A 14065-nucleotide genomic window follows, 5' to 3' on the forward strand; every position below is an offset into this window, starting at 1 on the left:
CGAGATACGGTGTGGTGAGCCTAACCTAAATTCTGTGGTAGCAAAGGGTTCTCGATCCGCCGCATCGACATCGTTGGGCAGATCGGCTTCGAGTCCGGCGGAATCCGGATGCGTACGAGAGGAATACACGGATGCGGCGCAGTGAGTCGAGCGCCCAGGCCGCGACGGCCGATTCCGGCACCGCGCCCACGCAGGTGGAGCGCGCCGCGGCCACCCCTCGCCGACACACCCGCACGCTCCAGATCATCGCGCTCGTGGTTCTGCTCGGTTCGAGCTGCGTGCTGAGCCTGTGCATCGGCGCCAAACCGATTCCGCTCGACGCGGTATGGAACGCGCTGGTCGCGCCGACCGGCATCGAGGACGACATGATCGTGCGGGAGCTGCGTGCCCCCCGTACGGCGATCGGCGCACTGGTCGGCGCGGCCCTGGGCTTGGCGGGAGCGCTCACCCAGGGACATACGCGCAACCCGATCGCCGATCCCGGAATCCTGGGAATCACCCACGGCGCGGGCCTGGCCATCGTGCTGGCGACCTACGCGCTCGAGATCACCAGCCTGCACAGCTTCATCTGGTTCGGCTTCGCGGGAGCCGCCCTCGGCGCGGTCACGGTGTTCGCCGTCGGTTCGGCGGGCAGGGGCGGGCCGACACCGCTGACGCTGGTTCTGGCGGGCGCCGCGATCAGCGCACTGCTGCAAGCGATCACCTTCGCGGTCGTCCTGCTCGATCAGCGCAGCCTGGACGCGTTCCGGTTCTGGAAGGTGGGATCGATCGCGGTCGCCGGGTTCCCCCTGGTGCTCCAGGTACTGCCGTTCCTGGTGATCGGCCTGGCGCTCGGCCTCGCAGGCGCGTCCGGATTGAACGCGCTGGTTCTCGGCGACGACGTGGCCCGCTCCCTCGGCCACCATGTGCAGGGCGTGCGCGTTCTCGGCATCCTCGCGATCACGATCCTGGTCGGTGCGAGCGTCGCCGTCTGCGGCCCGATCGGCTTCGTCGGCCTCATCGTTCCGCACGTGGTCCGCGTGTTCACCGGTCCGGACCATCGCTGGCTGCTGCCCTTTTCGGCCCTGGCCGGTGCCGTGCTGGTGCTGCTGGCCGACACCGTGGGGCGCGTCGTCGCGCGACCGGGAGAGATCGAGGTCGGGGTCATGTTGGCGCTGATCGGCGCACCGTTCTTCATCGTCCTGGTGCGTCGGCGAAAGCTGGTCCGACTGTGAAGCAGCCCCCACAAACCGGTGTCGCCGCGCAGGCGCGGCTCGTTCCCCCACGGCCCGCGCTACGAATCGGCGCGCTCTCCATGGCTTTTCGCCTGCGGCCACTGCTGCTCGTGCTCGTCGCCGCGCTCGTGCTCGTAGTCCTGTTCGTGGTCAACCTCGGCGTCGGCGCGTTCACGCTGTCCCCGGCCGAGGTCGTGGCGGTCCTGCTCGGCGGCGGCCATCCGGCTGATCGGCTCGCGGTCCTGGAACTACGCCTGCCGCGGGCGGTCGCGGCCCTGCTGGTGGGCGCGGCACTCGGCCTGTCCGGCGCGATCGTGCAGACGGTCGCGCGGAATCCACTGGCCAGCCCCGACATCCTCGGTGTCACCTGGGGCGCGGGCGCGGCGGTCACCGCGGCCATCGTCTTCGGCGGCACCGCGGGTGGCCTGCTCGGCACGACCGGACTTCCCGCGGTGGCGTTGGCAGGCGGCCTGCTCGCCGGGCTGGTCGTGTTCGGGCTCACCTACCGTGACGGACTGGACTCGCTGCGGCTGCTCCTGGTGGGCGTGGGAGTCATGGCGATCGCCTCGAGCATCACCGTGTGGCTGCTCAGCGCCGGCGAGGTGGAGGACGCCAGCCGGGCCCTCATCTGGCTGACCGGCAGCCTCAACGGCCGCGGCTGGGACGACGCCCTCCCCCTCGCGATCACCCTCGCGATCCTCGTGCCACCGACGCTGATCGGGTCACGCACCCTCGACGCCCTGCAATTCACCGACGACACCGTCCGTGCCATCGGCGTGCGCCTGACACCCGCACGCGCTGTGTTGCTCTCGGCCGCCGTGGTCTTCGCCGCGGTCGCGACAGCGGTCGCCGGACCGATCCAGTTCGTCGCGCTGTGCGCGCCCCAGATTTCGCTGCGCCTGGCCCGGCTACCGCGCCCACCGCTCGTGCTGTCGATGTTGCTCGCCGCGATACTCGTGCTGGCCGCGGACATGATCTCCCGCACCGCATTCGGTACCGCGGAATTGCCGGTCGGCATCGTCACCGCGGTACTCGGCGCCCCCTATCTCATCTACCTCGTTATGCGACGGCACCGCGGCGACACTGTCTGAGGTCGTTGATTAGGTTGCATGACGTTACGTCACAATCCGCAGCGGGTTTTCGATCAGTTCCTTCAGACTTGCCAGGAATTGGGCCGCCACGGCGCCGTCGATCGCGCGGTGGTCCGCGGACAGGGTCACGCGAAGGATCTTGCGGGCGACCACTTCGCCGCCATCGAGGCGTAGTTCGTCGGCCGCCGCCCCGACCGCGAGGATCGCGGACTCGGGCGAGTTGATGACCGCGGTGAATTGCTCGATGCCGAACATGCCGAGGTTGGAGATGGTGAAGGTGCCACCCGACATCTCCTCAGCCCGGAGCTTGCGATCGCGGGCGCGGGTGGCCTTGTCACGGCTCTCGGTCGCGATCTCGGAAACACTCTTGCGGTCCGCGTCACGGATCACCGGAACGAGCAGACCGGCCGGGGTGGCGACCGCGACGCCGAGGTGGATTCCCTTGTGACGCAACAGCTTGTCACCCGCGAAGCTGACGTTGATCGAGCTGTTCTTTCGCAGCGCGACCGCGACGGCCTTGACGAGCAGATCGTTCACACTGACCTTGCTGTCGCCCGCCGCGTCCAGCGTCGCGTTGATGCGCGCCCGGAAGGCGAACAGCTCGGTCACGTCGATCGCGCTGGTCACGTAGAAGTGCGGTGCCTGCTGCTTACTCTCGGTGAGCCGAATCGCGGAGACACGCTGGATGTTCGTCAGCGCGACCTCCTCGAACCCCCCTGATGCCGGAACATGTTGCGGCGAAACCACATTCGCGTCAGCTGAGGACGCAGTGATGACGGCAGCCTCGGCGGCGCTGACACGGTGAGCCGCCTCCACGTCGTTTCTCGTGATCCGCCCGCCTGGACCGGTGCCGACGACAGCGGCGATATCGATCTGCAACTCGCGTGCGATCTTGCGGGCGAGCGGCGAGGACTTGACCACCGCGGTCCGGCCAAGGCCTGACGCGTTGTCACTGCTCGAACCGCGCTGTGGCGCAACGACCGGTGCAGTCGAGCCGGTCTCGGACAGGGCTGCGCCGGATGCGCCGATCGACGTCCCACCCCCGATCGCGGAATCCGCAGATACCACACCCGAAGTGCTGCCGTCCCCAACGATCGCGATCGGTTCGCCGATCGGCACACGAACGCCCGGCTCGGCGAGGATCTTCTCGAGGACGCCGTCGTCGTAGGCTTCGAGCTCCATCAGAGCTTTGTCGGTCTCGATTTCGGCGACGATCTCGCCACGGGTGATCTGGTCACCCACCTTCTTGAGCCAGGCGGAGACCACGCCGTCTTCCATGGTGTCGGAGAGCCGGGGCATGATGATGTCGGGCATTACGTGTGTCCTTCGTCTTCCCAGTTCTCAGCGCCGACGACCGACGGCCGCCAGGGTTTCCGTCACCGCGGTGTAGAGCGATTCCGCGGACGGCAGGGCCAGCTTCTCCAGCGGCTTGGCATAGGGCAGCGGGACTTCGGCCATCGCGACGCGGCGAACCGGGGCGTCGAGATAGTCGAACGCGCCATCGGAGATCGATGCCGCGATCTCCGCGCCGATACCGTAGGTGAGCCAGTCGTCCTCGCCGATGACCGCGCAACCGGTCTTGCGGACCGAGGCCACGATGGTGTCGCGGTCCAGCGGACGCAGGCTGCGCAGGTCGATCACCTCCACCGAAACACCCTCGGCGGCAAGGCGTTGCGCGACCTCGGTGGCGACGGTGGCCATGCGGGAATAGCCGATCAGCGTGATGTCGGTGCCCTCTCGGGTGACCGCCGCCTTACCGATCTGAACAGGTGGAAGATCCTCGGGAACTTCACCTTTGGTGTTGTACAGCGACAGGTTCTCCAGGAACAGCACCGGATCGTCGTCGGAGATCGCGGCCTTGAGCAACGCCCGCGCATCAGCGGGAGTGCTGGGCGCCACGACCTTCAGACCGGGCACGAAGGCGTAGTACAGCTCGATATTCTGCGAATGCGTCGCCCCGAGTTGCTGGCCGCCGCCACCGGGCGTCCGGATCACCATGGGCACATTGGTCTGCCCGCCGAACATGCCGTAGATCTTCGCGGCGTGGTTGACGATCTGGTCCAGCGCCAGCAGCGAGAAGTTGATCGTCATGATCTCCACGACCGGACGCAACCCCAGCATCGCGGCACCGATCGCGGCACCGACGAAACCTTCCTCGGCGATGGGCGTATCGCGCACCCGCTTCTCACCGAACTCCTCGAGCAGACCGGCGGTGATCTTGTAAGAGCCTTCGAAGACGCCGATCTCCTCACCGATCAGAAAAACGTCGTCATCGCGTCGCATCTCTTCGCGCAGGGTCTCGCGCAGCGCTTCGCGATAGGTCATGACAGGCACAGTGGGAGTCCTCAGTGGGTGAAGAGCGGATCGGCGGGCAGACGGCGGGAATCGCCCGGCACGGGGGTGGCGTAGGTGTAGTCGAACAGGCTCGACGGCTCCGGATGCGGGCTCGAGTCCGCGAATTCGACGGCGGCGGCGACCCCGTCGGCCACCTCCCGGTCGAGATCGGCCAGCGACTGTTCGGTCAGCACCCCGGCGGCGAGCAGACGCTGCTCCCACAGCACGATCGGATCGTGCTCGCGAGCCGTGGCGGCCGTGTCGGTGCTGCGGTACTTGGCCGGGTCGACGACCGAGTGGCCCTTGAGTCGATAGCTCACCGCTTCGAGCAGTGCGGGTTTGCCTTCGCGGCGGGCGTCTTCGATGAGTTCGCTCGCCAGGTCGCGCACGGCGAGCACATCGGTGCCGTCGACCCGCTCGCCACGCATGCGATAGGCGGCGGCGCGCTTCCACAGATCCGGTTCGGCCGAGGACTTCTCGACGGTGGTGCCCATGCCGGTCTGGTTGTTGATCACCAGGAACACCACCGGCAGCCGCCACAGCGCCGCGATATTGAGCGACTCGTGGAAGGCGCCGATGTTGGTGGTGCCCTCCCCCATCTGGCACACCACTACGTCGTCGCCGTCGTTGTAGTCGATGGCCAGCGCCGCGCCGATTGCCAGGGGAACCTGTCCGCCCACGATGGCGTAGCCGCCGAGGAGGCGGGTCGCGGTGTCGTACATGTGCATCGAGCCACCCCAGCCCTTCGAGGTACCGGTGGTGCGGCCGTAGAGTTCGGCCATCACGCGACCCGGCTCGATGCCCTTGGCCAGTGCGTATCCGTGTTCGCGATAGTTGGTGAACAGGTAGTCGGTGGGGCGCATCGCGGCACCAAGGCCGACAACGGTGGCTTCTTCACCGAGATTGAGATGGCAGTAGCCGCCGATCTTGGCCTGCTGGTAGCTCTGCGCGGTGCGCTCCTCGAAGCGTCGCACGAACAGCATGTCGCGGTAGAGACCACGAAGGGTGTCGGGATCTTCCACCGCGACAGCGGATTCGACGTCCGTCGCGGGATCGGTGGTCTTCGTCGGCTTGCGGGTCGGCGTGCTCCGCGCGGTGGTCGTGGTCATGGTCGAGCTCCTCAACGCTTGCGTGGCGCGATGTGTACCGGCAGTCCGAGTCCGGCCATGGCCGCCTCCATACCGATCTCGCCGAGAGTGGGGTGGGCGTGAATGGTGTCGGCCAGCTCGTCGAGTGTGGCTTCCAGCGAGATCGCGAGCGCGCCCTCGGCGATCAGATCGCTGGCAGAGGGGCCGATGATGTGCACGCCGAGCACTTCCTGATGTGCCTGCCCCGCAACGATTTTGATGAACCCCTCGGCCTCGCCGAAGGTCTTGGCCCGGCCCAGTGCCGCGAACGGGAACTTGGCGGTGATCACCTCGTGGCCGACCGCGCGGGCGGCGTCCTCGGTGAGACCGACGCTGGCGATCTCCGGGTGGGTGAACGTCGCGGCCGGAATGACCGCGTAGTCGATGTGGGCGTCGTGCCCGGCGATCACCTCGGCCGCGGTGATGCCCTGATGTGAGGCGACGTGGGCGAGCAAGGCCCGCCCGGTCACATCACCGATCGCGTATACGTGCTCGACCCCGGTCCGCAGTCGATCGTCGACCTCGATGAAACCGCGTGCGTCCGTGGCGATTCCGGCCACATCGAGGCCGAGTTCAGCGGTGTTCGGCCGTCGCCCGACGCCGACCAGCACGACGTCAGCGTCGAGGTCCTGTGCCGCCGGACCGCCGACCGACACCCGCAGCGCGTCGCCCTCGGTGATGGCGGTGACCGTGGCGCCGGTAAGGACGGTGATGCCACGTTTGCGGAACGACCGGCCGAGCGCGTCACCGATCTCCTTGTCCTCCAACGGAACCAGGCGGTCCTGCATCTCCACGACCGTGACCTGGCTGCCGAACGTGGCGAACAGGCTGGCCCATTCCGCCCCGACCGCGCTGCCGCCGATGATCACCAACCGTCGCGGCACCTCGGTCAGCCCGAACGCGCCATCGGAGGTGACGACGCCGGGCAATCCCGCGCCCGGGATCGGCAGCTGTGCGGGCACCGAGCCGGTCGCGACGATCACGTCGCGCGCGCTCACCCGGCGCACCGCGTTTCCCGCGGGGGCGGCGTAGCGGGGGCCGCCGTCGAAGATCGGTGAGGCCCCGACCTCGTGTACCTCCACGACGGTCGGTTCGACGAAGCGGGCATGGCCCTCGATCACCGTGACCCCGTTGGCCTTCAACAGGCCCGCGACACCATCGGTCAGCTCTTTGACGATGCCGTCTTTGCGTTGCCGCACCGCGGCGAAGTCGTAGCGCACATTATCGGCAAGGACACCGAATTCCGCTGCGGTGGTGAGGGTCTGGAAGACCTCTGCCGAGCGGAGCATCGCTTTGGTGGGGATGCAACCCCAGTTCAGGCACACACCGCCGGGGCGCTCCTTCTCCACAACACAGACCTGCAGGCCGCGTTGCGCGGCACGGATGGCGGCCACGTATCCGCCCGGTCCACCACCGATCACCAATAGATCGAATTCCGGCACTCGTGGTGCTCCTCAGCTCGAACGATCAAACCCATCCACGGTCGTGGCTTGGATCATCTGTCGAGTCTCACGGTCCACAAATGCACAAACAACCAGCCGACAGCCCAGAATTCGAGGCTCGAAAGTGGGCGCAGCGCCCAATCGGTTGCGGTGATGTGGCACTCAGCCGGGCGTACTCACGCCCAGCTCCAGCGCGGCCAAGGCGAGGGAAAGCTCCAGGTAGGACCGCTGTCCTTCCAGCCGCCGACCCAGCAACGAGGAGATCCGCTGTAGCCGGTTGATCACGGTGTTGCGATGGCAGTGCAGCCGCGGCGCGGCATTGGCCGCCGAGCAGTTCTCCTCCAGCCAGACCGCCAGGGTGCGCAACAAGATCTCGTGCTCCTTCGCCGGCAGTTCCAGCACCGGGCCGAGGGTGCGCGCGACCATCAGCGCGGTCAGGTCGGGCGAGCGCAGCAACAGTGCCTCCGGGTAGCGCTGCTCCAACGACACCAAACCCCGGGCTTCCCCCGGCAAGGTCTCCAAGCCGAGCATCGCCAGCGCATGCCCCGTCTCGACGTGCGCCAATCCCTGCACCACCGGCGATGCCGCTGCCCGGCCCCGGATCCGGCTCCGCACCTGGTCGAGCACAGCGGAGCCGTCCCGCTGCTCGAGCGAGACCAGCCCCACCACGGTGTCGACGCGATCGTGCCAGACCGACCGAATCCCCAAGGCCGCCAACGCGGTCTCGGTACCGATCTCCACATTCGGACGGTCGCCGCGCACCGCGACCACCAGGTACCCGCCGTGCGCGGGCAAGTTCAGCTCGCGCGCCGCACGCGCGGCGAACGTCGCGTCGCGCGCACTGCCTGCCAGCAGATCCTCGATCAACCCGTGCCGACGACGCTCGTCGCGACGTACCTGCTCCAGTTCGGTGCTGCGATAGGAGGTGACCAGCGCCGACGACATGCCGTCGATCGCCGACCAGGTGGCCACCCCGATCTTGCGAACCTCGCCCGGCGGGAGCTCGCCCGCCCTGTCGAGTAGCGCCTCCCACACGATCTGACCGCCGAGCCGGAACGTCCGCAACATGACCTCCAGCGGCACGCCCTGCGCCGCGCGATTGCGGCCGATGGCGGCGGCGACATCGTCGCGGTTCGGGCCGGTCACATCGCCGGCGACAATATCGAGCACCCTGGTCAGATAGCGGCAGCACGCATGGCGCAGGTCGTCCCGGCTGACCGGCGAATAGTCGGTCCACTCAGGAATGTCGGTGAAGATCGCGGCGATCAGCTGCCGGGTCAGCCCGGGAATCTCGGTTCGGCACGCGGCCACCAACTCCCTGGTGCCCGCCGAGGGCGGGGTGTGCTTGGGTCTCGCGGCCATACCGCTAGACGCTACGCATTCGGTGAGCTACCTTCCCCAAACCCTCCGCGATGGCGGTGAGCTGCTCGGGGGTCAGCACATCGATGAAGGCCTCGCGGACGAGACCGACATGGCCAGGGGCCGCGTGCCGCAGGGCATCGCGACCGGCATCGGTGAGCCTGGCATTGACGCCCCGGATATCGGTGGGACACAACTCGCGCTGGACCAGCCCGGCCTTCTCCAGCTGGCCGATCTGATAGGTCAGCCCGCTCTTGGAGTTGAACAGGGCATCGGCGAGTTCGCTCATGCGCAGTAGCCCGCCCGGTGCCGCGTCGAGACGGACGAGCACCTCGTACTGGACGTGGGAGAGCCCGGCGTCGTTCTTGAGCTGAGCCTCGATCTGCCGGTTCAGCAACGACCACCCGGCGATGAGGGCATGCCAGGCGCGGCTCTCGTCCTCGTTAAGCCACCTCGGTTGATCCATTACCCCAGCGTAACCCACATTGTTCAAATTCGAATAATGATGTACCTTCGACTATGTAGTTCAAATTCGAATAATATGACCGGAGGGTGAGAGAAGAACATGAACGCAGACAACGCCACCCGGATGCCGGTGCTCTACCTCTCCCACGGTGCGCCGCCGCTGGCCGACGATCCGATCTGGCCGGGCCAGCTCGCCGCCTGGTCCGCCCAGCTACCCGAACCCACCGCCGTCCTCATGATCTCGGCCCATTGGGAGGACGCGCCGATCACTCTCGGCGCCACCACCACCGTGCCGCTCGTGTACGACTTCGGCGGCTTCCCGCAGCACTATTACGAGGTCACCTATCCCGCGCCCGGAGCGCCGGAACTGGCCGAGAAGGTGCGCAAACTCCTGCGCGGCCCCGGCCGATCGGTGCAGGACGCCGCGCACCGAGGACTCGATCACGGCGCCTACGTGCCACTGGTGGAGATGTACCCGGACGCACAGGTACCGGTGCTGCAGATGTCGATGCCGACACTGGACCCCGTCGGACTCATGGAAATCGGCCGGAAACTGGCGCCACTACGAGACGAGGGCGTACTGATCGTCGGGAGCGGGTTCTTCACCCACAATCTGCGCGCGCTGACCCATGACGGCTCGGTGCATCCGGTGATGACCGAGTTCGACGACTGGGGCAACCGCGCCCTGGCCGCGGGCGACATCGATACGCTGCTCGACTTCGAAGACAAAGCCCCCGCATCACGATTGGCGCATCCGCGCACCGAGCACTTCGCTCCGCTGTTCGTCACGCTGGGCGCGGGCGCCGACGACATCGCCACCCAGCGCACCGTCATCGATGACTTCTGGCTGGGTTTGTCCAAACGCTCCATCCAGCTCGGCTGACCGACCGCGTCAGCCGCGTTTCCGGGCGAGCTGAAGCAGGCTCGGGTCGTGGGCGTTGACGAGGAGCAGGCCCGAATCGGGCTGCTGCCATAGTTCGGAGAGTCGCTGGTGGTTGGCCTTAACCCGGTTCCAATCGTGAGCGATGAAGCGTTCCATCGTGGTGAGAGCGGTGGGCACTTTCCCGGTTCCGTCGATCTGGCCGGGATGATAGAAGGCGTCGCCGACGTGAAAGACCCAGTGGTCGCCTGCGTCGACAGCGACCGCGGCGTGGCCGCGCGAATGTCCGGGCAAGCTGATCAGGACGATGCCGGGTGCAATTTCGGTGAGCTCCTCGGCCCCGGGAAAACCGCGCCAGGTCTCGCTTCGGGCAGGGGTGTGTTCGACGATGCTCGGGCGGTGCACCCGATGCGACGACAGATACCGCCCGCGCTCGACAACTCCCGTGGGGTGGACGGCTGCCGCGTTCTCAGCGGCGGTGAGATGAACCCTCGCCCAAGGGAAGTCCGACAGCCCTCCGGTGTGATCGGCGTCGAAATGGGTGAGCACGACGTGGCGAACGTCGTGCGGGTCGAAGCCCAGTCGCCGAATCTGGGCGATGGCCGCTTCCGCCTCGTCGAAAACCGGCCGGACATAGAACCGGGCTGGGCCGAACCGCGCGGCCGGGTCGGCGATATCTCGGAGGCCGAACCCGGTGTCGACCAGGACGAGGCCGTTGGGGGTTTCGACTAGTAGGACATGGCAGACCAGTCCGGCAGGGGTTGCCCAGGGCCGCATGGTGCCGCAATTGAGATGGTGGATCTTCATCCGAGCGCCTCGAGCATAGCGGCCTGCGCGGCGGGGTCCCCGCCGATGAGTGCCGCGTCGATCTCCTGGATCGGGTTGCTGCCGTCCCAGTTCGCGGCGGCGAGTTTGATCAGGTCGAAGATGAACTTCTTCGAGCCGCCGAGGTCTGAGATCTCGATGACCGTGCCCGGATGATGCTCGGTCTGCAGGTACGCGAACCGTCCGTCCGCACCACCGATCTGGCCTTCCTGGCCGACGGTGAAACCGGCGGCGAGTGCCCGGTCGTAGAGCTCCTGGAAGTTCTCGGACCAGTAGGCGACGTGCTGGACGCCCTCGTGGCCTGCGTCGAGGAAGTCGCGATACATCGATGGGGCGTCGTTGACCGGGGTGATGAGCTCGATCTGGATGTCTCCGCTGTTGGCGACTGCCACATCCATCGCCATGTCGGCGGGTTCACCACGGTAGGTGAAGTTCGTGGGCGTAACTCCCTTGAGGTAGAACCAGGGACCGATGCCGCAGGCGGCGAATTGCCGCATCGAGGCTTCGATGTCACGCACGACGTAGCCGATCTGGGCAATGCTCCCCCACATATTCGCCGTAGCGCTGGGGCCGGGTGGGGTGCTGGTGTGGGCGTCGGCGAAGGACAGCACGACTTTTCCGGTGGCCGCGTTCGCCCGGAGTCGGTCTGCCGCGGTCTTCGCCTCTGCGGCAGTGTGAACACTGTCGAGATGCGCAGTGATCCGACCGTCCCGGACCGCCGGGAGCACTTCCGGGACGAGCGCCTGGACAACGTCGCCGAGCTCTGACCTGGTGCGGATGCTGAAGGTGGTGCCGATGAGTTTCTGCCGCCGGAAGGCGATGGTGTCCAGATTCAGCTCGGTCGCCGCGCCTGCGAGACGGCCGATGCTGACGATCCGTCCGCCGACGGCGGTGGCCGCGGGCAGCCGGGCGAACAGATCGCCACCGACATGGTCGAGGGTGATGTCGGCGCCTCGGCCGTTCGTCGCCGCGAGAACGGATTCGACAAGGTTGCCCGTCGTGGTATCGACGGCGACGTCCGCCCCGGCGGCCACCAAGGCGCCCCGCTTGTCCTCGGTGGTCGTCGTGGCGATCACTGTTCCCGCGCCGAGAGCCTTGGCGAGCTGGATTCCCACGAGTCCGATCGAGCTGGTGCCGCCGACGATCAGAACGGTATCGCCCGGCTCGAATCCGGCCTGGGTGACCAGGGCATCGTGCTCGGTGATGAGCCCGACCGGCAAAGTAGCGGCCTCGTCGAAGCTGAGGCGATCCGGAATCGGGACGAGCATTCGGGGGTGGCACAGGGCGTAGTCGGCGAACGCGCCCGCGGTGATGCCCATGACCCGGGTCCCCACCGGAAGACCGGGGGCGAGCAGGCTGGACCGTTCGACGATGCCGGCAACCTCCATGCCCGCGGTGAAGGTGCCCGCGGTCTGACCGGCAGCGGTATAGGTGCCGTCGAGAGCGTACAGATCCGCACGATTGAGACCGGCGGCCATCACCTGAACTCGGACCGCCCCCAATTGCTCCGGACGTTCGATCTCCTCGACAGTCCATTCGGGGCCGTTGCCGCCGATCAGCGCACGCATAGTCATGGTTGTGTTTCTCCTGGGTCGGTCAGTTGTCGAGATCGGGGGCAACGGTGTGAGTCAGGCGCGGGTCCGGCTCTGCACCCGTCATGGCGAGCGCCCCCGCCACGACGCGGGCGAGCTTGAGCAGGTCGGCCGGGTTCTTCTTGTCCAAACCGGCGACGAGTTGTTTGAGAATGGTGAGCTGGTCGAAGTAGATGCGTTCGACGACGAGGTGCTCGTCGGCGTCGAAGAGGAAGTACGCGGTCATCCGGGTGCGGTGCCGGGAGCCGGTCGGTGGAATCTTGCCCAGCGGGCCCAGATGTGTTCCCAGCAACCAGAATTCGGCGATCACCGCGTCGTGGGCGTGACGGAAGGCGATGATCTCGTGGTCCTGGTCGGGGAAGGCGACCCGGGTGTCCTGGTAGTACTCGCGCACCTCCGCGTCGCCGTCGTGGACGGTCATCTGGGCGATGAGTTCGTAGTGCGGATGCGGAAACGTCGACAGGGTCGCGTCCCAGTCCTGGCGGACCTCGTCGTGGAAGTGATCGAGGACGAGCTTCTCGCGTGCGCGCAGCACGTGTTCGGGCGGCAGGGTGAAGCGTGACATGGCGAAACTCCTTCAGCCGTGGATGAGTTGGCGATGGGCGAACGTCGGCGCCGTGCCCGGGTTGGTCCAGGAGGCCGTGAGTTCACTGGACGGGAAGAACTGCAGGAACCGCCCGTCCCGCTGGCTGTGGTCGACGAGGGTCTTCTCCAGGACGATCGAGTTGTATTGATCGGCAGTGGTTTCGATGGTGTTGGCGTTGAGCACGACCTCCTGCTGCCATGACCTCGCCCACGACGCCAGACCGGGCAGCTCGGAATGTTCGGGAGTGAGCGCCTCGGCGGCGATGACGTTCTCGCTGCTCGCCCAGATGCCGGTCGAGGTGTTCAGCAGCAGACTCTGATTGCCGAACACATGACCGGGCGTCTTGACTACGGCGACGCCGGGCCCGAGCAGCACCGAACCGTCAATGGGCAGGAACGCCTCCGGTGGGACGTCGCGGTAGGTGGCTGGCTGGTACCAGGGCCGCTGCAGCGGATGGAGTTCGGCCATGCCGGCGAGCTCGTCGCGCTGCACGATCACTTTCGCGTTCGGGAAACTCGGCTTCGGATGCGCACCCAGGTCGTCCTGGTACGCGGTGGTTCCGACCCAGCGCCGCAGGTCCTGGGTGTGCAGGTGATCGAACATCAGGTAGTCGACGGCGTCGGGCGCGATGCCGAGACGAGCAAGATGGTCGAGGACAGTGCCGTGTTCGCGGACCATCTGTCGTTGAACGAGCTTCGGCGTGCGCTGGGTGAGGTTGTCGAAATACGGGGTGTACCTGCCGAGTTCGTGATCGGAGGGCTCGAACAGCAGCACTCGCGGCGTGCCGTCGGATTCGGTCCACCGGATCACCAGCATCCGGTTGGTGATCGAGAGGAACGGCGCCAGTGCCCGCGATGCCCGGAACAGCCCGAACCGGGTCGGGTACGGCAGCGTGATCAGATCGCAGGTCGTCACGCTGTCCGGCATGCCCGTCGAGGGGAATTCGCGCCGGAATGCCGAGCCCTGCTCCCTGAGCAGGCGTAACCGCGTGCCCGGCCCGCCGTCAGCGTCGGCCGGGAGGGCCAACGTATCGATCGGGGTGCCGATGCCCGGCAGATCCACCACGTCGGCCGAACTCCACGGAAATCGCATCGTCAGCCCCTTTATCCACAGTGTGGGTTTATTGCGGATCAGGCTATACCCACGGTGT

General features: G+C 67.0%; 13 protein-coding genes. 3 read left to right on the plus strand and 10 right to left on the minus strand.

What is annotated here, in order from left to right; translation table 11 throughout:
- Window positions 1–131 precede the first annotated feature (131 nt).
- On the plus strand, window positions 132–1214 hold the full coding sequence (locus tag ACFWPK_RS20595; protein WP_378918064.1) for a FecCD family ABC transporter permease: 1083 nt from the start codon (window positions 132–134) through the stop codon (window positions 1212–1214).
- Window positions 1211–2305, plus strand: a complete 1095-nt coding sequence (locus ACFWPK_RS20600; protein ID WP_378918066.1) for a FecCD family ABC transporter permease — start codon at window positions 1211–1213, stop codon at window positions 2303–2305. The genes ACFWPK_RS20595 and ACFWPK_RS20600 overlap by 4 nt, the downstream gene beginning before the upstream one ends.
- A gap of 24 nt (window positions 2306–2329) precedes the next feature.
- On the opposite strand, the gene ACFWPK_RS20605 is transcribed toward ACFWPK_RS20600, so the two are convergent.
- From ACFWPK_RS20605 to ACFWPK_RS20630, 6 genes are all read right to left on the minus strand, one after another.
- Complete coding sequence (locus tag ACFWPK_RS20605; protein ID WP_378918067.1) at window positions 2330–3619, minus strand: dihydrolipoamide acetyltransferase family protein; 1290 nt, start codon at window positions 3617–3619, stop codon at window positions 2330–2332.
- A gap of 27 nt (window positions 3620–3646) precedes the next feature.
- Window positions 3647–4630: an alpha-ketoacid dehydrogenase subunit beta gene (locus ACFWPK_RS20610; protein WP_378918069.1), complete on the minus strand. Its 984-nt coding sequence runs from the start codon at window positions 4628–4630 to the stop codon at window positions 3647–3649.
- 20 nt (window positions 4631–4650) lie between these two features.
- Window positions 4651–5748: a pyruvate dehydrogenase (acetyl-transferring) E1 component subunit alpha gene (gene pdhA / locus ACFWPK_RS20615; RefSeq protein WP_378918071.1), complete on the minus strand. Its 1098-nt coding sequence runs from the start codon at window positions 5746–5748 to the stop codon at window positions 4651–4653.
- Between the two features lie 11 nt (window positions 5749–5759).
- Window positions 5760–7208 (minus strand): dihydrolipoyl dehydrogenase, encoded by a 1449-nt coding sequence (gene lpdA, locus ACFWPK_RS20620; RefSeq protein ID WP_378918073.1) that lies wholly within the window; start codon window positions 7206–7208, stop codon window positions 5760–5762.
- A 162-nt stretch (window positions 7209–7370) separates the two neighbouring features.
- On the minus strand, window positions 7371–8570 hold the full coding sequence (locus ACFWPK_RS20625; RefSeq protein ID WP_378918075.1) for a PucR family transcriptional regulator: 1200 nt from the start codon (window positions 8568–8570) through the stop codon (window positions 7371–7373).
- A 4-nt stretch (window positions 8571–8574) separates the two neighbouring features.
- On the minus strand, window positions 8575–9033 hold the full coding sequence (locus ACFWPK_RS20630; RefSeq protein ID WP_378918077.1) for a MarR family winged helix-turn-helix transcriptional regulator: 459 nt from the start codon (window positions 9031–9033) through the stop codon (window positions 8575–8577).
- A 123-nt stretch (window positions 9034–9156) separates the two neighbouring features.
- Here ACFWPK_RS20630 and ACFWPK_RS20635 point away from each other — a divergent pair, with 123 nt between their 5' ends.
- Window positions 9157–9915, plus strand: coding sequence for a dioxygenase (locus tag ACFWPK_RS20635; RefSeq protein ID WP_378918150.1), 759 nt, complete (start codon window positions 9157–9159; stop codon window positions 9913–9915).
- Window positions 9916–9924: 9 nt separating this feature from the next.
- Here the strand turns inward: ACFWPK_RS20635 and ACFWPK_RS20640 are convergent, their stop codons facing one another.
- The 4 genes from ACFWPK_RS20640 to ACFWPK_RS20655 are packed head-to-tail and all read right to left on the minus strand — an operon-like array spanning window position 9925 to window position 14007.
- Complete coding sequence (locus ACFWPK_RS20640) at window positions 9925–10719, minus strand: MBL fold metallo-hydrolase (protein WP_378918079.1); 795 nt, start codon at window positions 10717–10719, stop codon at window positions 9925–9927.
- Window positions 10716–12311, minus strand: a complete 1596-nt coding sequence (locus ACFWPK_RS20645; RefSeq protein WP_378918081.1) for a zinc-binding dehydrogenase — start codon at window positions 12309–12311, stop codon at window positions 10716–10718. Before ACFWPK_RS20645 ends, ACFWPK_RS20640 begins: the two co-directional genes overlap by 4 nt.
- A 22-nt stretch (window positions 12312–12333) precedes the next feature.
- Window positions 12334–12894 (minus strand): ester cyclase, encoded by a 561-nt coding sequence (locus ACFWPK_RS20650; protein ID WP_378918083.1) that lies wholly within the window; start codon window positions 12892–12894, stop codon window positions 12334–12336.
- Window positions 12895–12906: 12 nt separating this feature from the next.
- On the minus strand, window positions 12907–14007 hold the full coding sequence (locus ACFWPK_RS20655) for a hypothetical protein (RefSeq protein WP_378918085.1): 1101 nt from the start codon (window positions 14005–14007) through the stop codon (window positions 12907–12909).
- Between the last annotated feature and the right edge of the window lie 58 nt (window positions 14008–14065).

Origin of the sequence: Nocardia sp. NPDC058519 (genome assembly GCF_042719755.1) — a bacterium.
Classification (GTDB): domain Bacteria; phylum Actinomycetota; class Actinomycetes; order Mycobacteriales; family Mycobacteriaceae; genus Nocardia.

What these genes read in the sequence shown, in the direction of transcription:
- ACFWPK_RS20655 (WP_378918085.1), bottom strand. Translation starts at nt 14,007, where the DNA reads ATGCGATTTCCGTGGAGTTCGGCCGACGTGGTGGATCTGCCGGGCATC.
- ACFWPK_RS20610 (WP_378918069.1), bottom strand. Translation starts at nt 4,630, where the DNA reads ATGACCTATCGCGAAGCGCTGCGCGAGACCCTGCGCGAAGAGATGCGA.
- ACFWPK_RS20650 (WP_378918083.1), bottom strand. Translation starts at nt 12,894, where the DNA reads ATGTCACGCTTCACCCTGCCGCCCGAACACGTGCTGCGCGCACGCGAG.
- ACFWPK_RS20640 (WP_378918079.1), bottom strand. Translation starts at nt 10,719, where the DNA reads ATGAAGATCCACCATCTCAATTGCGGCACCATGCGGCCCTGGGCAACC.
- ACFWPK_RS20625 (WP_378918075.1), bottom strand. Translation starts at nt 8,570, where the DNA reads ATGGCCGCGAGACCCAAGCACACCCCGCCCTCGGCGGGCACCAGGGAG.
- ACFWPK_RS20605 (WP_378918067.1), bottom strand. Translation starts at nt 3,619, where the DNA reads ATGCCCGACATCATCATGCCCCGGCTCTCCGACACCATGGAAGACGGC.
- ACFWPK_RS20635 (WP_378918150.1), top strand. Translation starts at nt 9,157, where the DNA reads ATGCCGGTGCTCTACCTCTCCCACGGTGCGCCGCCGCTGGCCGACGAT.
- ACFWPK_RS20645 (WP_378918081.1), bottom strand. Translation starts at nt 12,311, where the DNA reads ATGACTATGCGTGCGCTGATCGGCGGCAACGGCCCCGAATGGACTGTC.
- pdhA (WP_378918071.1), bottom strand. Translation starts at nt 5,748, where the DNA reads ATGACCACGACCACCGCGCGGAGCACGCCGACCCGCAAGCCGACGAAG.
- ACFWPK_RS20595 (WP_378918064.1), top strand. Translation starts at nt 132, where the DNA reads ATGCGGCGCAGTGAGTCGAGCGCCCAGGCCGCGACGGCCGATTCCGGC.
- ACFWPK_RS20630 (WP_378918077.1), bottom strand. Translation starts at nt 9,033, where the DNA reads ATGGATCAACCGAGGTGGCTTAACGAGGACGAGAGCCGCGCCTGGCAT.